The organism is Micromonospora sp. NPDC050276, assembly GCF_044459545.1.
Classification (GTDB): domain Bacteria; phylum Actinomycetota; class Actinomycetes; order Mycobacteriales; family Micromonosporaceae; genus Micromonospora.
Map to the genome: position 1 here is coordinate 54,087 of NZ_JBITJA010000001.1, position 17,285 is coordinate 71,371.

Annotated in this window: 13 protein-coding genes and 2 pseudogenes; 12 read left to right on the forward strand and 3 right to left on the reverse strand. The window is 71.4% G+C overall.

The window, feature by feature from the left end:
- The first annotated feature begins 163 nt into the window (after nucleotides 1-163).
- Both ACIBF8_RS00255 and ACIBF8_RS00260 read left to right on the forward strand, forming a co-directional pair.
- On the forward strand, nucleotides 164-1,378 hold the full coding sequence (locus ACIBF8_RS00255) for a PP2C family protein-serine/threonine phosphatase (protein WP_396780146.1): 1,215 nt from the start codon (nucleotides 164-166) through the stop codon (nucleotides 1,376-1,378).
- A gap of 107 nt (nucleotides 1,379-1,485) precedes the next feature.
- Nucleotides 1,486-2,553: a DUF2855 family protein gene (locus tag ACIBF8_RS00260; protein WP_396780147.1), complete on the forward strand. Its 1,068-nt coding sequence runs from the start codon at nucleotides 1,486-1,488 to the stop codon at nucleotides 2,551-2,553.
- A gap of 6 nt (nucleotides 2,554-2,559) precedes the next feature.
- On the opposite strand, the pseudogene ACIBF8_RS00265 reads toward ACIBF8_RS00260, so the two are convergent.
- A pseudogene (locus tag ACIBF8_RS00265) lies at nucleotides 2,560-3,281 on the reverse strand (SigB/SigF/SigG family RNA polymerase sigma factor).
- Nucleotides 3,282-3,609: 328 nt separating this feature from the next.
- Nucleotides 3,610-3,795 carry a hypothetical protein gene (locus ACIBF8_RS00270; RefSeq protein ID WP_396780148.1) on the reverse strand — a complete coding sequence of 62 codons (186 nt, stop codon included), beginning with the start codon at nucleotides 3,793-3,795 and terminating at the stop codon, nucleotides 3,610-3,612.
- Between the two features lie 323 nt (nucleotides 3,796-4,118).
- Between ACIBF8_RS00270 and ACIBF8_RS00275 the strand changes: the two genes are divergently transcribed.
- Nucleotides 4,119-6,002, forward strand: a complete 1,884-nt coding sequence (locus ACIBF8_RS00275) for a sigma-70 family RNA polymerase sigma factor (RefSeq protein WP_396780149.1) — start codon at nucleotides 4,119-4,121, stop codon at nucleotides 6,000-6,002.
- The gene (locus ACIBF8_RS00280) at nucleotides 5,999-6,175 is read left to right on the forward strand and encodes a hypothetical protein (RefSeq protein ID WP_396780150.1); all 177 of its coding nucleotides are present in this window, start codon (nucleotides 5,999-6,001) and stop codon (nucleotides 6,173-6,175) included. Before ACIBF8_RS00275 ends, ACIBF8_RS00280 begins: the two co-directional genes overlap by 4 nt.
- 123 nt (nucleotides 6,176-6,298) lie before the next feature.
- Here the strand turns inward: ACIBF8_RS00280 and ACIBF8_RS00285 are convergent, their stop codons facing one another.
- Nucleotides 6,299-6,859, reverse strand: coding sequence for a GNAT family N-acetyltransferase (locus tag ACIBF8_RS00285; protein WP_396780151.1), 561 nt, complete (start codon nucleotides 6,857-6,859; stop codon nucleotides 6,299-6,301).
- Nucleotides 6,860-6,940: 81 nt separating this feature from the next.
- On the opposite strand from ACIBF8_RS00285, the gene ACIBF8_RS00290 reads away from it, so the two are divergent.
- From ACIBF8_RS00290 to ACIBF8_RS00325, 8 genes and pseudogenes are all read left to right on the forward strand, one after another.
- The gene (locus ACIBF8_RS00290; protein ID WP_396780152.1) at nucleotides 6,941-7,651 is read left to right on the forward strand and encodes a siderophore-interacting protein; all 711 of its coding nucleotides are present in this window, start codon (nucleotides 6,941-6,943) and stop codon (nucleotides 7,649-7,651) included.
- Nucleotides 7,648-8,904 (forward strand): MFS transporter, encoded by a 1,257-nt coding sequence (locus tag ACIBF8_RS00295; protein ID WP_396780153.1) that lies wholly within the window; start codon nucleotides 7,648-7,650, stop codon nucleotides 8,902-8,904. The genes ACIBF8_RS00290 and ACIBF8_RS00295 overlap by 4 nt, the downstream gene beginning before the upstream one ends.
- A 123-nt stretch (nucleotides 8,905-9,027) precedes the next feature.
- A pseudogene (locus ACIBF8_RS00300) lies at nucleotides 9,028-9,336 on the forward strand (MFS transporter); the annotation flags it as partial.
- An 86-nt stretch (nucleotides 9,337-9,422) separates the two neighbouring features.
- Complete coding sequence (locus tag ACIBF8_RS00305) at nucleotides 9,423-10,592, forward strand: acetyl-CoA carboxylase biotin carboxylase subunit family protein (RefSeq protein WP_396780154.1); 1,170 nt, start codon at nucleotides 9,423-9,425, stop codon at nucleotides 10,590-10,592.
- Nucleotides 10,589-12,217, forward strand: a complete 1,629-nt coding sequence (locus ACIBF8_RS00310) for an IucA/IucC family protein (RefSeq protein WP_396780155.1) — start codon at nucleotides 10,589-10,591, stop codon at nucleotides 12,215-12,217. The genes ACIBF8_RS00305 and ACIBF8_RS00310 overlap by 4 nt, the downstream gene beginning before the upstream one ends.
- Nucleotides 12,214-13,812, forward strand: a complete 1,599-nt coding sequence (locus tag ACIBF8_RS00315) for an IucA/IucC family protein (RefSeq protein ID WP_396780156.1) — start codon at nucleotides 12,214-12,216, stop codon at nucleotides 13,810-13,812. Before ACIBF8_RS00310 ends, ACIBF8_RS00315 begins: the two co-directional genes overlap by 4 nt.
- A complete protein-coding gene (locus tag ACIBF8_RS00320; RefSeq protein WP_396780157.1) occupies nucleotides 13,809-14,954 on the forward strand; it encodes an alanine racemase in 1,146 nt (381 codons plus the stop codon). The genes ACIBF8_RS00315 and ACIBF8_RS00320 overlap by 4 nt, the downstream gene beginning before the upstream one ends.
- A gap of 330 nt (nucleotides 14,955-15,284) precedes the next feature.
- A complete protein-coding gene (locus ACIBF8_RS00325; protein ID WP_396780158.1) occupies nucleotides 15,285-16,559 on the forward strand; it encodes a cellulose binding domain-containing protein in 1,275 nt (424 codons plus the stop codon).
- Nucleotides 16,560-17,285 lie beyond the last annotated feature (726 nt).

Consider the following 17,285-nt stretch of genomic DNA (forward strand, 5'->3'; position numbering starts at 1 on the left):
GGACGATGCCGGGCGGGAAACCGGGCGCGGTGTTGCCGGGGCTGAAGGGTGGCCGGCCGGTCAGGTGCAGGCCGTCGGCAGGCGAGGAGCGCGGCGGGGCGAGGTAGCCTCACCGCTCGCACTACGTACTCCCGCGATCCGGGAGGACAGGGGGAGGTGGGGCGTGGTCGACGTCGGCGACGTGGTGCGTTGGTTACAGCTCAACGCGCCCCAGGGTGGGCCGGACGAGGTGGCGCAGCTGGTCGCCCGTGCGGCTCCCGCCATCGACGCCAGCGAGATCGTGATCTTTCTGGCCGACTACACGCAGTCCCTCCTCGTGCCACTGCTCGGCGCGGGTCTCGCCCGGGATGAGTTGCCGATCGAGACGACCCTCGCCGGTCGCGCCTTCACCACCCTCGACATCCAGCGTGCCCCCGACAACCCGGACCGGGTGTGGGTGCCGCTGCTGCTCGGGTGTGAGCGGATGGGCGTACTGGAGATCGTCTCGCCGGCCGCCGCCGACCAGGCGATGGACGGTCCGGCCTGGGAGGTGGCGGTCAACGTCGCCCAGATTCTGGTCAACCGCCGGCTCTACGGTGACGTCGTCGAGCGGATGCGGCGGCGGATGCCGATGCAGGTCGCGGCCGAGATCGTGTGGGGCCTGCTGCCACCGCTGACCTTTGCCACCGACGACCTGGTGGTCACCGCCATCCTCGAACCGTGTTACGACGTGGGCGGTGACATCTTCGACTACGCGTTGAACGACGACGTGCTCAGCGTCGGGCTCTTCGACACCTGTGGGCACGGCATCAAGGCGAGCACCCTGGCCTCGCTGGTGGTCAGCGCGTACCGCAACGCTCGTCGATGTGGCCTCGACCTGGTCGACACGGCGATCAGCATCGACCGGTGGGTACGCTCCGAGCACCCGAACTTCTTCGCGACCGGGTTGCTCATCGAGTTGGACCGCCGGACCGGCCAGCTCAGCATGATCAACGCGGGGCATCCCGGTGCGATGTTGCTGCGGGACGGCAAGGCCGTTCGGGAGCTTCCGGGGCCGACCATGTTGCCGCTCGGCCTGGGACACCTGTCGCCTCGCCGACCGCGGGTGCACGTGGAGAATCTGCACCCCGGTGATCGCATCCTCGGTTACACCGATGGCATCACCGACGCCCGTAGCGAGGAGGGAGAGCAGTTCGGGGTGGACCGGCTCGTCGACTTCGTCAACCGTGCTCTCAACGACGGGTTGCCCAGCCCGGAGACGATGCGTCGCCTGGTCCGCGCGGTGGTCGGCTACCAGGACGACCAGCTTGAGGACGACGCGACGGCCCTCTTCGTGGAGTGGCGGCCGCCGCACCTGCCGCTCGCGCACCTCCGCGACCTCGCCGCGACCCGACCCTGACCCCGCGCGCAGCCCCACCCCGCCCCGCCGGCGATCCCGATCGCGCAGTGGGACTTTGCACTCGCAGTGCACTTGTCTCCGATTGTGGAGCTGTCTAGCGTCACCTCATGGCTGACTCATGGACCTTCGCGGTGGCACGTGACGACCTCGGGCAGACCACGCTGGTCGATGGCCGCACCCCAGCCGTGGCCGGTGGTGAGGCGCTGTTGCGGGTGGACCGGGTCGGCCTGACCGCCAACAACGTGACCTACGCGGTGCTCGGCGACTCGATGCGCTACTGGCAGTTCTTTCCACCGGCGGCCCAGGGGCTCGGGCCGCAGTGGGGCCTGCCGCCGCTCTGGGGCTTCGCCGAGGTGGTCGCCTCGGCGGTGGCGGGAGTCGAGGTGGGGCAACGGATCTACGGTTACCTGCCACCCGCCGGTCACCTCCTGGTGCGGCCGGACCGGGTGGACGCGTCCGGGTTCCGCGACGCGAGCCCGCACCGGGCCGACTTGCCGTCGCCGTACAACGCGTACCGGTCGACCACCGGCGACCCGGCGTACCAGCGCGACCAGGAGGACCTGCTGATCCTGTTCCGGCCGCTCTTCTTCACTTCGTTCATGCTGGCCGACCAGGTCGTCGACAACGACTTCTACGGTGCCGAGGCGCTGGTGGTGTCGTCGGCGTCGAGCAAGACCGCGTACGCCGCCGCGTTCGAGCTGCACCGCCGAGGGCCCCGCCTGGTCGGGCTCACCTCACCCGGCAACCTGGCCTTCACCCGGTCGCTCGGCTGCTACGACGAGGTCGTGTCGTACGACGACGTTGACGCCCTCGACCTGGTCCCGACCGTCTACCTCGACCTGTCCGGCGCGCCCTCGACCCGGGTCGCCCTGCGTCGACGCCTCGGTGACCGGCTCGTCCGGGACATCGCGGTCGGGCTGACCAACCAGACGCCGAACGCCGACGCGGCGGAGGAGGTGTTCTTCGCGCCGGTGCAGATGCGCAAGCGCAGCCACGACTGGGGCCGTGACGGGCTCGATCAGCGGTTCACCGAAGCCTGGCAACGCTTCGCGGACGTCGTGAGCGGGTGGCTCGACGTTCGGGTGGGCGCCGGGCCAACCGCCCTCCAACACGCGTGGCTCGACGTTCTCGCCGGTCGTACGCCGCCACGGGTGGGCCACGTCGTCCAACTCTGATCGGGTTCAGGCGGCGATGTCGTCGCTGAGCTGCTGGCGCAGCGCGGCCAGCGATCGGGTGATCAGCCGGGACACGTGCATCTGCGAGACTCCGATCCGGTCGGCGATCTGGGCCTGGGTGAGGTTGCCGTGGAAGCGGAGACTCAGGATCTGGCGTTCGCGTTCCGGCAGCGTGGCGAGGGCCGGGCCGAGGGCGACGCGGATCTCGACGAGGTCGATTTCGTGGTCGTCGTCGCCGAGGGTGTCCCCGAGTTCCCGAGTGCCGTCGACCCCGGTCGGGGTGGACAGCGACGTGGCCCGGTAGGCGCGTGCCCCTCCAGCCCTTCCAGCACGGTTTCCTCGGACACCTCGAGGTGGGAGGCGATGTCGGCGACGGTCGGCGAGCGGCCGAGGGTCTGGGTCAGGGCGCTGTTCGCCGCGCTGATCGACAGTCGCAGCTCCTGGAGGCGGCGGGGCACGCGCACCGCCCAGGTGCGGTCCCGGAAGTATCGCTTGATCTCGCCGATGATGGTGGGAATGGCGTACCCGCTGAAGTCGACGCCTCGGCTGTGGTCGAAGTTGTCCACGGCCTTGATGAGCCCGACGAAGGCGGTCTGGGCCAGGTCGTCGTCGGGTGCACCGCGACCGCCGTAGCGGCGCGCCAGGTGCCGGGCCAGCGGCATCCACGCCTCGATGACGCGGGCCCGCAGTGCTGGGCGGCGGGCGTCGTCCGCCGGGGTTGACGCCATGGCGGCGAGGAGCTCATCCGGGCTCTGGTCGCTGCTGCGCTGATCGGTGCGGGTGCTGGTCGCGTCGTCGACGATGGTGGCCATCTGGGTGGTCCTTCCCGCAGGCCCGTCGATCGAGTCGACCGGAAGAGTCTCCGAACCGGCTACCGCCGGGGCGCACGTACGGGCGAAAGCGCGCTGTCGCAAAGCCACGAGCACGGGCCTTGCCACCGCGTCATGTCGTTCACTTGATGACCCGGACACTACCCGAAAGACCGACTATTTACTAGCCGAAAGTATGAACCAGGGCAGGTTGTGTGTCGCCCGACGAGAGGCAGTTGCGCTCGGATCAGCCGCGCCGATCCGGCGCCTCGACAGCGGCCGGGGCCGGCTGGGCAGGTCTCACCGCGAACGGGTGGCGCAGTCGCCGCATGGCCTCCTCGCTGCTGTCGAAGGTCACCGCCGGCCCGTCCAGCCCGTCACCGTTCGACGTGGCGAGGAACAGGGCAGGTCGACCGCTGTCGTTCGATGTCATGCAGGGATCCTGTCTCTACGAGAGGGGTGCGTCTGGGGCCTCGGCAACGTTGGCCGTGCGACCTGGTGACGCTTCGGCGCACACGCTGGCGCCCGAATGCGGGTGTCCTGTGCACGGGCGAGCGCGCCCGGCGACACCGACACCCCGCACCATACCCGGCGCCGCCACTTCGTATGCGCCGCTGACGGACCCGCGTCGCTTGTGGCGAACCGGCCGCCCGGGAATTCTGTAATCCCACCCGCTGCCGCGAGTCTCCGATCTTGAGGGCGGTCAGCGCAGCCAGCGTGGGCACCGCGCGGATGAGCACCCAAGGAGTGAAATTCATGTCGTCAGCCGGTCGAGCACTGCCCGATGTCGGGTTGGTCGTCGCGGCCCGGCAGGGCGACCAGCGCGCTCTCGACGACGTCGTCGCGGCCTCGCTCCCGCTGGTCTACAACATCGTCGGGCGCGCGCTGCGCGGGCACGCCGACGTCGACGACGTGGTCCAGGAGACGTTGGTACGGGTGATCCGGTACCTGCCCGCGCTCAACGACCCGGCGGCATACCGGTCCTGGCTGGTGGCGATCACGATCCGCCAGGTGCGGGACTGGGAGACGCGTCGACGCGTCGCGCTCAACCGCGACGCCGGGCTCGACGCGATCCACAACGTGCCCGACCCCGCCTCCGACTTCGCGGGCATGACCATTCTCCGGCTCGGTCTCACCGACCAACGGCGTGAGGTCGCCGAGGCGACCCGCTGGCTCGACCCGGACGACCAGGAACTGCTCTCGCTGTGGTGGCTGGAGGAGACCGGCGAGATCGACCGGAATGAGGTCGCCGACGCGCTCGGGTTGTCCCCCGGGCACGTCGCAGTGCGGATCCATCGGATGAAGGAGCAGATCCAGAGCGCTCGCGGCGTCGTACGCGCGCTCCGCGCCCGCCCCGGCTGTCCGGACCTGCGCGCCGTGACCGCCGAGTGGGACGGCACTCCCAGTTCGCTGTGGCGCAAGCGACTGGTTCGGCACGTCCGCGACTGCGCGTTCTGCGGTCGACTGGGCACCACCCTGCTGCCGATCGACCGGCTGCTCGCTGGCCTGCCGTTGTTGCCCCTGCCGGCGGGCCTCAGCGCCCAGTTGCCGAACGCGACCGCGTCCGCTGCCGCCGCGCACGTCGTCGGGCCACCGAGCCCGCCGGCCGGGCCCGCGGCCGGGCCGACCCCGTCCGGCGGAGTGCCCACCGATGCCGGCGGCGGCCCGAGTATCGCCGACCTGGCGGTGCACCGCCCCCGTGGCCTCGTGCCATCTCTCGCGGCCGGTGTGGCTGCCGCCGTCCTGGCCATCACCATGGCGGTGGTGATCCTGCCGGACGATCCGTCCGCGCCCTCGTGGGCTGCGCCGCCGTCCGCACCGCCCACCGCCGCCGCCTCCCGGAGCGTCGCGCCCACGCCGAGCGCGCGGCCCTCCTCGAAAGCGCCGGTCGCGCCAGCGGCCAGCTCCGGGCGCAAAGGCGTCGGAGTGTGGAACTTCGCCGGGGCCAGTCAGGCGTTGGCGACTTCCCGGGCCAACTGGTACTACACCTGGGGCACCCAGCACCCGGGGATCAGCACTCCGCGCGGTACGACCTTCGTGCCTATGATCCGCAGCGCGGAGAATGTCACCGCGACGGAGCTGGCCCAGGCCAAGGCGGCCGGCCCGTACCTACTCACCTTCAACGAGCCGGACCTGCCCGAGCAGGCGAACATGACCGTCGAGCAGGCGTTGGACCTGTGGCCGCAGTTGATGGCGACGGGCAGCAAGCTGGGCAGCCCGGCCGTTGCCTGGGGCGCGCCGGACCCCCAGGGCTGGCTGGACAGGTTCATGACCGGTGCCCAGGCACGCGGTCACCGGGTGGACTTCATCACGCTGCACTGGTTCGGCGCCGACTTCACGACCGCCACCGCGGTGGACCAGCTCCGGCAGTACCTGCAGGCGGTCTACCAGCGGTACCGGAAGCCGATCTGGCTCACCGAGTTCGCGCTCATCCGCTTCGACGGCGGTGGTTCGCAGTTTCCCAGTCAGGAGCAGCAGGCCGCCTTCCTCACGGCGGCCACCACCATGCTCGGCCAACTCTCCTACCTGCAGCGCTACGCCTGGTTCGGCCTGCCGGCCACGGACAAGGACCGGTCTGGGCTGTTCAGCAACGGGACCGACGCGACCCTGGTCGGCCGGGCGTTCCAGGCTGCGCGTTGAGCAGGGCGATCGGATGGACGAGCAGACCGTGCCGCACCGACCAACCACCGGCGGTCCCATCGCCCGCGGCCCGGTCGGTCGCCGCGCTGCCAACCGCGCCGGTGGTGCTCAACAGCACCGACGATGCATTCGTCCAACTGCTGATCCCGATGAACGAGGGTGCGCTGCACTGATCGACCAACTCGACACCCGGCCCACGGGCCACGGCTGCACCGGTCGACTGAGCATGCCGCCCGGAAGACCCGGCCATGCGGACGTCTGACCTGCACGCCGACGCCCGCCCGGTGTCCCGATGGTCAGGCCGTCGGCGGGTGTCGCTCCGCGAAGCGGGCACGCGTCAGGAACGCGAGTTGGGCCCGCTTGTCCGGCATGTCGATCTCCGAGTCGAAGGTGAAGCCCTCGATCTCCAAGCGACGCAGGGCGAGGTGGTTGCGGACGTCCGGCTCGACCACGATCCGCTGTGCCGTCGGGTCGCGGAACAGGAAGCGGACGAGGGCCGGGGCGACCACGTTGGTGAGGCTGCGGGCGAGGCGTCGGTCGGGGCTGAGCAGCAGGTGCATCCCGACGTCACCAGGCTGCACGGGGTAGCGCTCGCCGACCGGGTCCGCCTCGGGCTGGTAGGTCTGGAACAGGCCGACCGGCTCCTCGTCCAGCATGATCACGTACGCGTGATGCGTCGACAGGCTGTCGACGAAGGCGTAGATCTCGCGTACCTCTTCGAGGGTGTGTGAACCCATGCCCCAGAAGGAGTTGCGGGGGAGGGTCACCCAGCCGTGTAGGAGCGCGGCGTCCCGGTCGGGGTCCACGGTCACCAACGACAACTCACCGAGACCGGCGATCTTCTCCAGGTACGTCATCGGGCGCTGTCCTCTGTTCCATCCGGGGCGCAACTTAGGTTAACCTCCCCTAACCAAGGATGACCTTACCTGGAGGGGTGCGTGAAACGGAACTGGGAGGCCCTGGTCCTCAAGGCCATGGGAGGCCGGGACTTTCGGTTGACCGTGCTGAGCACCGAGTCAATCGACGGGCACTACCAGCGGCTTCTCCTGGATGGGGGCGGCCTGCTGGAGACGTGCGGGGTGCACCCCACGATGTGGATCCGGCTGTGGTTCGACAACGACGGCCGGGCACACCAGCGCGCGTACACGCTGGTGGACCCCGACCCGACGACCGGCCGCTTCACCCTCGAATTCGCCATCCACGACGGCTGCGCCGCCCGCTGGGCCACCACCGCGCAGGTCGGCGACACCATCGGCGCGACCGTCCAGGGCAGTGCGTTCGAGCTGCCCGACCCAGCGCCCGAGCACCTCTATCTGGTCGGCGACGCGGCCTCCCTGCCCGCGGTGAACAGCCTGCTCGACGCCGGTGCCGACATCCCGGCGACGGTCTGGCTGGAGTACGCCCACGAGGGTGAGAAGGCGCTCGCCCCACGGGCCCGCGCGCACCACGACGTCACCTGGGTGCCGCGGCGCGACGCGGGTCAACACCTCGTCGACACGGTTTGCGCCGCCCTGCCGACCAGCGGCACGGGCCACTACTGGGTGGCCTGCGAGGCGGCCACCACCCGGGGTATCACCCGACACATCCGAAAGACGCTGGGCGTCGACAAGGACCGGTTGACCTCCCTCGGCTACTGGAAAGCAGCATGAGGGGCCGGCTCGGCACCCTGACCGCGCTGTACGTCACCCAGTACCTCGGCGTCGGCTTCATCACCGTCGGGCTCACCGCCATCCTGCGCGACGGCGGCACCTCGCTGGACACACTGGCGCTTTTGCAGATCGTCGGCCTGATCTGGCCCGTCAAGTTCCTCTGGGCACCGATCCTCGACCGGTACGGCTCACGGCACCGCGGCCACTACCGCTCCTGGCTGCTCGTGCTGCAGAGCGCCCTGGTGCTCGCCCTGTTGGCGCTGCTGCCGTTCTCCCGCCCGGCCGACGCGCTCGGCCCGATCATCGCGATCTGCGCCGCGTACGTGTTCTTCTCGGCCACGCAGGACATCGCCGTGGACGCCGTCGCCGTCCGGATGCTCGCCGAGTCGGCCCGGGGGACCGGCAACGGCATCCAGGTCGCGGCGAGCTACCTCGGCAACCTGCTCGGCGGCGGAGCCTGTGTCCTGATTTACGACCAGTTTGGCTGGGTGCCGGCGATCGGCCTGCTGGCCGCGATGACGGCGGTCGGCCTGCTCGTGGTGTGGCGGTTCCGGGAGCCTCCCCGGACCGATCGGGTGGAGCGGGTCGGCGCCGCCTACCGGGCGCTGCTGTCGGTGTTCGGCCAGCCGGGCTGCCGCTGGTGGACGTTCGGTGTGGTGCCGCTGGTCTACGTCGGCGCGGGCATGGCGTACGCCCTGGTGACGCCGGCCCTGGTCGACGCCGGGTGGTCGTTGGGTCGGATCGGGGTCGTCACGGGCGTCGTGACCAGCGCTCCGGCCATCGTGGCCGGTCTGGTCGCGGGGCTCGGGATCGGGCGGTTCGGGCGCGGTGGCGTGCTTGTGGTCGGCGGCGTCGCGCTCACGGTCTCGACGTTGTTGCTGCTGCCGCTGATGAACGGCCGCGCGCCGCTGGGCGGGACGGTCGCCGCGCTCTGCTGCTTCATGGTGGCCTACACCATCGCCAACGTGGTCCTCTACACGGTCAACATGGACTACTCCCGGCCCGACACCGGCGGCACCGACTTCACCGTCCTGTCGTCGTTCGGCCTGGTCTGCTCGTTCGTGGCGGCGTCCATCGGTCTCGCGGCGGCCGACCGGGTCGGCTACCCGGCGGTCGCGGTCGCGGCCATCGTGCTGGTGGCCGCCGGCGTCGCTCTCGGCCTGGCCCACCAGCGGCGGTTCCCGCAGCAGCCCGGTCCCGCCGGCCCGCCGGTCGACCAGCCCGCGATGGACGGCGTCAAGGCGGTGGCGTGACCACGGTGCAACCGGCCACCGACACCGTGCCATCGGCACGCCTGCCCCAGCGGTGGCTCGTCCTGGCCGTGCTGTGCGTCGCGCAGCTCCTCGTGGTGCTGGACAACACCGTGCTGACCGTGGCGGTGCCGACACCCGATGCTGGACATGCGCTTCTTCCGGGACCGGCGCTTCGTGGGCGCGATCTCCGGGGTCGTGCTGATCACGTTCGGCGCTACCGGCGCGTTGTTCCTGCTCACCCAGCACCTCCAGTTCGTCCGTGACTATCCCGCCTGGAGCGCTGGTCTGCGGATGACGCCCTTCGCGCTGTCCATCGTGCTGCTCAGCGTCAGTGGCGTCGTCGCGGCCGTGATCCGTCGACTCGGCCTGGCGGTCGCCATCGCCGCCGGCATGACGTTGCTCGCGGTGGTCACCCTCTTTCCGTCCGACGGGTTGCTACACCGGGCAGACCGCACCATATCCGTCTAATTAGGGTAGGCTATCCTAATCGCGACAACGTGGTAGTCGACGGAGGCGGTATGCGGCTCTACCTGACCGCGCTCAACCCCACCGACGCCGTCCTGGACGGGTTCCTCCCGGCGGCGGCGTCGCTCGGCCTGTCGGCCACCGTGCTCACCGACCGGCCGGCCGAATGGCCGGCGCACGTGCCGGTTTCGCGGTGCGCGGTCCGCGACCCGGCCGCGGTGGTCGCGGCGACGGCACCGAACCGACCGGTGGCGCTACTGTCCAATAGCGACCATCTCCAGGAGGCCACCGCGATCGCCGCCCGAAAGCTCGGCCTGCCCGGCAAGGACCCGGACGCCGCCCGTCTCTGCAAGGACAAGGCCGCGGCCCGCCGGGCGATCGCGGCTGCGGGCCTCGATCTGGTACGCACCGTCACCGTCGACCCGGGTGTTCCGCCGGAGGTGCCGGCCGGGATGTTTCCGGCGGTGGTCAAACCCCGCGAGGGCGTGGCCAGCGAGGACGCGTACCTGGTGGTCGACCACTGGGAACTGGCCGCCCGGGTCGCCGAGATCCGTGCCCGACGACCAGACGTGGCCCTGGTGGTCGAGGAGTATCTCGACGGGGAGCTGCGGACCTTCGAGACCCTCGGCGACGGTACGGCGCTGGCATCCCTCGGCGGCTGGCGCACCGGTCTCGGCCCGCCACCGACCTTCACCGAGGAGAGCCTCGCCTGGTCACCCCCGTCCGAGCAGGCGAGTGACCAGTTGCGGGCGCGGCTCGACGCGCTCGGGGTCGGCTTCGGCGCCTGCCATACCGAGTACGTCGTCTCCGACGGTCGGGTCCGGCTCATCGAGGTGAACTACCGCCTCATCGGCGACCGGATGGACCTGATCCTCGCCGACCTGCTCGGTGTGCCGTTGTTCGAGTACGTCATCCGGCTGCACCTCGGCGAGTCGCTGTCCGCCCTCGACCTGCCCGGCACCGTCGACCGCTACGCCCAGGTCGAGTACGTCTGCGCGGACCGGTCCGGCCGTCTCGTCGCCGCACCGGGGCGGCTGGACACCGTCCGTGGCGACGTCCGGCTGGGCTGCCATCCGCTGCGCGAGGCGGGCCGCACCGCCGAGCACACCGGCACGAACCGGGACTATCTCGCCGTGCTGCACGCGATCGGTCCGGACGAGGGCGCGGTCCGGCAGGCACTGGCCGCCCTCCGCGGCGACCTGCAGTGGACCATCGTCGAGTGAGCGACGACTGCGAGCGGGAGGTCTTCACCCGGGTGCTCGACGCCCTGCTGCGTGAGGATCACCTCGGTCTGCGCAGCAGCGGCCGAGCGGACGGGCCCGACTGGTGGCAGGTGCCGCACCCCGCTGGGGTGCTGCGCATTCCGGTCCGAGCGGACGGGTTCCAGCAGGTTCTCCGCAGCGCCGCGCCGATGGTGGCGCTGGTCGCCGACGACGGCGGCATCCGGCGTACGGACACGGTGGACGGGCTGTTGACGCTGCTCGCCCCGCGTGACAACGCCGAGGCCGAGGCCGGTTGGCGGGACCTCGACGCCGAGTGCCGCGCCGACCTGCGGGCCCGGCGGCTGGCCGCCCGGAACCGGCCACGGGTGTTCGCCGAGGTGGCCGCCGACCGCGCGGTCAACCCGACCGGCCTGCCGGGGGCATTGCTGGACGACGTGCTCGCCGCCCACCACGGTCACCCGGTCTATCCCACCGACCGGTGCCGGCACGGTCTCCACGACGACGAACTGCTCCGGTACGCCCCGGAGCACGCCCCGCGCCTCGCGCTGCGCTGGTACACCGCCCCCGCCGAGGACGTCCGGCTCGCGGGCCAGCTTCCAACGTGGTGGCCGCAGTCGCCCCGACCGGATCAACTGCTGCTGCCCGCGCATCCGATCACGGTGGCCCGCGACGCACTGCCGGTGGTCGACCTGCCGCTGACCCCGGTGCGACCCACCCTCTCCATGCGGACGGTGGCACTCGACCATGACCCGTACCTGCATCTCAAGCTGCCGCTGCCGACCGCGAGCCTCGGCGCCCGTAACCGACGCACGCTGCAACCGGGCTCGCTCGCCGACGGCGCGACCGTCGCCGCGCTGCTTGATCGGATCGCCACCACCGAACCCGCCTTCGCCGGTCGGATCCGGCACGCGGACGAGAGCACCTGGGCGCACGTCGGCGGGGACGAGCGGCGCGGGTTCCTGCTGCGCAGATTTCCGCACGACCTGGCCGGCGTCCACGTCGTGCCGGTCGCGGCCCTCGCCGCCGCCGACCCGGCCGCGCGTACGGTCCTGGAACGGATCAGCCCGCAGCGGCCCATCGCGCTGCTGGAGTCCTACCTGGACCTGCTGCTCGACTGGCACGTCTTCCTGTGGCTGCGCCACGGGATCGCCCTGGAGGCGCACCCGCAGAACATCCAGCTGCTGGTGCACCCGGACGGCACGGTCGGGCTGCTTTACAAGGACAACGACGGCGCCCGGCTCGATCCGCGACAGCACGGTCCGAGCGGGCTGGTCCTGCACGACGACCGGATGTGGACGCGCGACCCGCAGGAGCTGGCCGACGTGTTCATCACGATCACCCTGCACCTGGCCGCGGCCGCGCCGCTGCTCGCCCTGGCCGCCCGAGGGCTGCCCGTGCCGTCGCCCGCCGAGGCGCTGGTGCCCCGGCTCGCCGCCGCCCGGGACCGGTGGGGGGACGGGCCGGTGGCGCGCACCTTCACCGAGCGGGTTCTGCGGGCCGCCCAGCTGCCCATCAAGGCGATGCTCACCGCCGGCACCCTGCTACCCAAACAGCGGCTGGGCTGCGCCGACATCAACAAGTACTACCTGCGTACCGGCCCGAACTACCTCCGGGAGACACGATGACGAGCGCGCAGCTGCGCTCCCGGCCGGCCACCGACACCGGTCGGCGCGCCGACCTGGCCGCCGCCCATGCCGTCTTCGGCTGTCTGCTCCGCGAGCTGGCCCCGCCACCGGGCACCCCGGCCGTGGTCGACGGTGCCGTCCGTCTGCTGCTGCGGCAGCTCGACGTCACGGTGCGCTGCGAGGTCGCGCGAGTCTCGCCGCTCGGTGCACACCGTTACACCGGCCCGGTGCAACGGAGGACCGACGGCGGCCGGTGGGAGGACCTGGACGCGGACCGGCTGGCCGCCCTGGTCGCGGCGGAACTCACCACTCGTACCGGACTGACGAACGACGAGTTCGTTGAGCAGGTCCGGGCCAGCCGGGACACGGTGGCCCGGCTGTTGGCCGACCGGCCGGCCGAGGATCCGACCCCCACCGGTGAACCCGCCATCGACGCGTACGTCGACTCCGAGCAGTCGCTGGTCTTCGGTCACCCGCACCACCCCACCCCGAAGTGGCGCAGCGGTGATCCGGACAGCTGGCGGGCGTACGCGCCGGAGCTGCGCACGTCGTTCCGGCTGCACTGGCTCGCCGTGCCGGACGACCTGATCGCCGAGGCCGGGCCGTTCGATCCGCTCGTGGCGGCCCTCGACCCGCCACGGCCCCCGGCCGGGCACCGCGTCCTGCCGGTGCACCCCTGGCAGCTGTCGCTGATCCCACCCACCCACCCACGGTTGCGCGACCTGGGTGCGGCCGGTGTGCCGGTCCGCCCGACCGCGAGCGTCCGCACTCTCTACGCTCCCGAGGCCGACCTGTTCGTCAAGACCAGCCTGCACGTGCGGATCACCAACTGCCTGCGCAAGAACGCCCGCTACGAACTCACCGGCGCGGTGGCGCTGACCGACCTGCTGGCCCGGGTGCCGCTGCCGGCCGGGGTCGGGCTGCTGGCCGAGCCCACCTACCGCACGGTCGACGCCCCCGGGCCGGACGAGGCGTATGGGACGATCCTGCGCAGCGGTCTACGACCGCACCTGCGTTCCGGGGACGTGCCGGTGCTGGCGGCGGCGCTGGCCGCCGCGCCGCTGGTGACGCCGGATCCGGTCACCTGGTGGCGGGCGTACGTCGGGTTGCTGGTGCCGGCGGTGCTGGGCAGCTGGCTCAGCCACGGCGTCGTGCACGAGGCGCACCTGCAGAACGTGGTCGTCGTGCTCGACCGGGACCACCGCCCGGTGCGCATGCTGCTGCGCGACCTGGAGGGGGTGAAGCTGGACGTCGACCGGTGGGACCCCTGGCCGCATGGCGTACCGACGCAGGTCCGCTACGACCCCCGGGCCGCCCACCGTCGGATCGTCTACTGCCTGTTCGTCAACCACCTCGGCGGCATCAGCGCGGCCCTCGCCGACGCGCGGCCGGGGATCGAACGGCGGCTGTGGCAGGAGCTGCGGGCCGTCATCGAGGCGGTGGCCGCCGACCTCGGTGATCCACCCCAGTTGCGCGCGCTGCTGAACGGCGAATCGCTGCTGGCCAAGGCGAACCTCCTGGTCCGCTGGCGGCGCGACGCCGACCGGGCCGCACCGTTCGTGCCGGTGCCCAACCCGCTGGGTGGGCCACGGTGACCCGACCGGTCTACGTCCACGACCTCGACGCGTTGGCCGCGCAGGCCCGCGTCATCCGGGCGGCGTTGCCCCGGCCGGTCGAGCTGCTCTACGCGGTCAAGGCCAACCCCGATCCCGGTGTGCTGCGGACTCTCGCCCCGGTCGTCGACGGGTTCGAGGCCGCGAGTCAGGGCGAGCTGCGCAGGCTCGCCGAGGTGCTGCCGGGACGGGCGCCGGCCGCGTACGCCGGGCCGGGCAAGACCGACGCGGACCTCGCCGCCGCTCTCGCCGCCGGGGTGCACCGCATCCACGTCGAGTCACCCACCGAGCTCGCGCGGCTCGGCGCGCTGGCCACCGCCGCCGGCAGGTCGGCCCCGGTGCTGCTGCGCGTGAACCTGCCGGTCGCCGCGCCGGGGGCGAGCCTGGTCATGGGCGGTGGACCCAGCCCGTTCGGCATGGACCCGGCCGACGCTGTCGCGTGCGCCCGCCGTCCGCCCGCCGGCATCGACGTACGCGGAGTCCACGCCCACCTGGCCAGCGGCCTGGACGCACCGCTGGCCGCAACGGTCGCCGCCGCCGTGGTCCGCTGGGCGGTGGCCGAGGTCGGCGCCGCCGAGGTCGACGTGGGCGGGGGCATGACCGTCGACTACACCGACCCGGGCGCGCGGTTCGACTGGGAGGGTTACGGCCGGGCCCTGGCGGACGTGCTGGACCGGCATCCGGGAGTGCGGCTGCGCATCGAGCCGGGCCGGTCGGTCACCGCCTACTGCGGTGCGTACCTCAGCGAGGTCGTCGACGTGAAGCGCTCCTACGGCGAGTGGTTCGTGGTGGTGGCCGGCGGGACCCACCACCTGCGCACACCGGCGGCGAAGGGGCACGCGCAGCCATTCACCGTGCACCCGCGACGCGGTGCCGTCGGCCCCCGCACCGATGGCGGGCCGGTCACCGTGGTCGGGCAACTCTGCACCCCGAAGGACGTGCTGTCCCGGTCGGCCACCGCCGGGCCGATCGGCGTGGGTGACGTGCTGGCCTTCGCCATGGCCGGGGCGTACGCCTGGAACATCAGCCACCGCGACTTCCTGCTGCACGAGCCGCCACTGTTCCGTACCGGTGACCCGGACGAGGTGGCCGCCGAATGGGCGGAACGGCCACTTGGATCGTGACTTTTCGGCGTGCGGGCGGTTCAGCATGTTATCGATAACATGCTATCTTTCATCCCGGGAGTGAAGGGCACGCTCCCGGTCACCTAAGCCAGTCGGCGAGGGCGTGCCGAGGGGTCCGCCCCTCCCGCCGCCTTCCCGGTCGGTGACCAGTCCGGGCCCCGTCGATGCCAGGCGACCGTGGTTGGTCGCCGGACCGCAATGCTCCGGCCGCATGCCCAGCTCCGCCGCCCCACCGCAGGCAGCCCCGGCGCCGACGGGCGGCAGCCGTACGCCCCCTGTGCCGCTGCCACGCCACGCGCACCAGACGCCGAACGGCAAGGAGCCCAAGCAATGCTGAGACGTAGGTTCTTCCTCCCATCCATCGCGGCCGCGGCGCTTCTCCTCGCGGCCACCGCCGGCGGCGCCCTGAGCGGCGGCTTCGGTGCCACGGCGGTGGCCGCCGGCAACGGCACCCTCGCCGCGACCGCCGGCTGCGGCAAGGCCCCCACACTCACCAGCGGGACGCGGACGATTCAGAGCAGCGGACAGAGTCGTACGTACAACCTGCGGATCCCGGACGGGTACGACCGCAACCGTCCCTACCGGCTGATCTTCGGCTTCCACTGGTTGAACGGCTCGGCCAACAACGTCACTTCGGCCGGCTACTACGGGCTCCAGCCGCTGTCGAACAACAGCGCGATCTTCGTCGCCCCGCAGGGCCTCAACGCCGGCTGGGCCAACACCAACGGCCGGGACCTGACCCTCTTCGACGACATCTCCCGGCAGATCGAGAACGACCTCTGCGTGGACACCACCCAGCGCTTCGCCCTGGGCTGGAGCTACGGCGGGGCGATGAGTTACGCGGTGGCCTGTGCCCGGCCCACGGTCATCCGGGCGGTCACCGTGATATCCGGTGCCAACCTCAGCGGATGCAACGGGGGCACCCAGCCCGTCGCCTACTTCGGCATTCACGGCATCTACGACAGCGTGCTGAACATCTCGCAGGGCCGGCAGCTGCGCGACACGTTCGTGCGGAACAACGGGTGCACCGCGCAGAGCCCGCGCGAGCCGAGCCGGGGCAGCCTCACCCACATCACCACCGCCTACTCGGGTTGCCGAGCCGGCTACCCCGTGCAGTGGGCGGCATTCGATGGTGACCACACCCCCAGCCCTGTCGACGGGTCGGGCAGCCCCAACGACTCGCGGACCTGGACCTCGGGCGAGATCTGGAGGTTCTTCAGCCAGTTCGAGTCGACCACGCCGCCGACCACCCCGCCGCCGACCACCCCGCCGCCGACCGACCCGCCGCCCACCGGCGAACCGGGCACCTGCACGGCCACCTACCGGACGCTGAACACCTGGCCCGGCGGCTTCCAGGCTGAGGTGACCGTGGCCAACAACTCCACGGCGGCCCTGAACGGCTGGACCGTGGGCCTGACCCTGGCCAGCGGACAGGCCATCAGCAGCCTGTGGAGCGGTGTCAACACGGGCACCACCGGCAGCGTCACCGTCAGGAACGCCCCCTACAACGGCGCGGTGGGTCCGAACGCGTCAACCAACTTCGGGTTCACCGCCACCGGCAACGGTGCCACCGCACCCAGCAACGTCACCTGCACCAGCCCCTGAGGGCGGGGGCAGGATGAGGGCCCGGAGTCAGCTGGCTCCGGGCCCTTCGGCTGTTTGCGGGGCGGGGTGCCGCGCGACTCCGTGAGATCATCATGGATCTCGGCGGTCACGTCGGGTAGAGATGACTGATCGTCGTGCTGCGCAGGCCGTCGCGCGTAGCGGAACAGGCGTCTCTGGCGAAGGCAGGAGGGTCGGCGTAGTGGGCCTGAGAGTTGAGCCGACAGACCCCATGACAGCCCACAAAGGTCTGCACCTGCGATGATTCAAGCTCTTGGATTGACGAAGTCGTACGGCCGCGTACGCGCGGTGGACGGGGTGAGCTTTGCGGCGCGGCCCGGCCGGGTCACCGGCTTTCTCGGACTCAACGGGTCGGGGAAGACGACGACCCTCCGGTCGAGGGAGGTCGGCGCCGTCCTCGAACAGGGAATCAGCCTTCCTGCTGTACCTCTCGCAGCCCAGGCGGATGGTGGTGCTCGGTGGGCAGCTGGTGGCGGCCATCGTGGTAGCCACCGCCTTCGTCGCGACCAGTGGCCTCGCCGTGCTGATCAGGGGTGAGTCAGGGCCGTACCAGGACCTGTTGACGGTGGTGCCGATCGTGGCGATCCTCGCTGCCTCGTGCGCGTCCATAGTTCGGCGGTCGACGTGGCTCTTGCTCGGTAGTGCAGGCTGGTTCGTCTTCGTCGAGGGTCTGATCGGCAGATTGAAGCTGCCACTGCCGTTCACGTC

What these genes read in the sequence shown, in the direction of transcription:
- ACIBF8_RS00285 (WP_396780151.1), bottom strand. Translation starts at nt 6,859, where the DNA reads ATGACGTACCTGGAGAAGATCGCCGGTCTCGGTGAGTTGTCGTTGGTG.
- ACIBF8_RS00260 (WP_396780147.1), top strand. Translation starts at nt 1,486, where the DNA reads ATGGCTGACTCATGGACCTTCGCGGTGGCACGTGACGACCTCGGGCAG.
- ACIBF8_RS00305 (WP_396780154.1), top strand. Translation starts at nt 9,423, where the DNA reads ATGCGGCTCTACCTGACCGCGCTCAACCCCACCGACGCCGTCCTGGAC.
- ACIBF8_RS00315 (WP_396780156.1), top strand. Translation starts at nt 12,214, where the DNA reads ATGACGAGCGCGCAGCTGCGCTCCCGGCCGGCCACCGACACCGGTCGG.
- ACIBF8_RS00325 (WP_396780158.1), top strand. Translation starts at nt 15,285, where the DNA reads ATGCTGAGACGTAGGTTCTTCCTCCCATCCATCGCGGCCGCGGCGCTT.
- ACIBF8_RS00295 (WP_396780153.1), top strand. Translation starts at nt 7,648, where the DNA reads ATGAGGGGCCGGCTCGGCACCCTGACCGCGCTGTACGTCACCCAGTAC.
- ACIBF8_RS00275 (WP_396780149.1), top strand. Translation starts at nt 4,119, where the DNA reads ATGTCGTCAGCCGGTCGAGCACTGCCCGATGTCGGGTTGGTCGTCGCG.
- ACIBF8_RS00270 (WP_396780148.1), bottom strand. Translation starts at nt 3,795, where the DNA reads ATGACATCGAACGACAGCGGTCGACCTGCCCTGTTCCTCGCCACGTCG.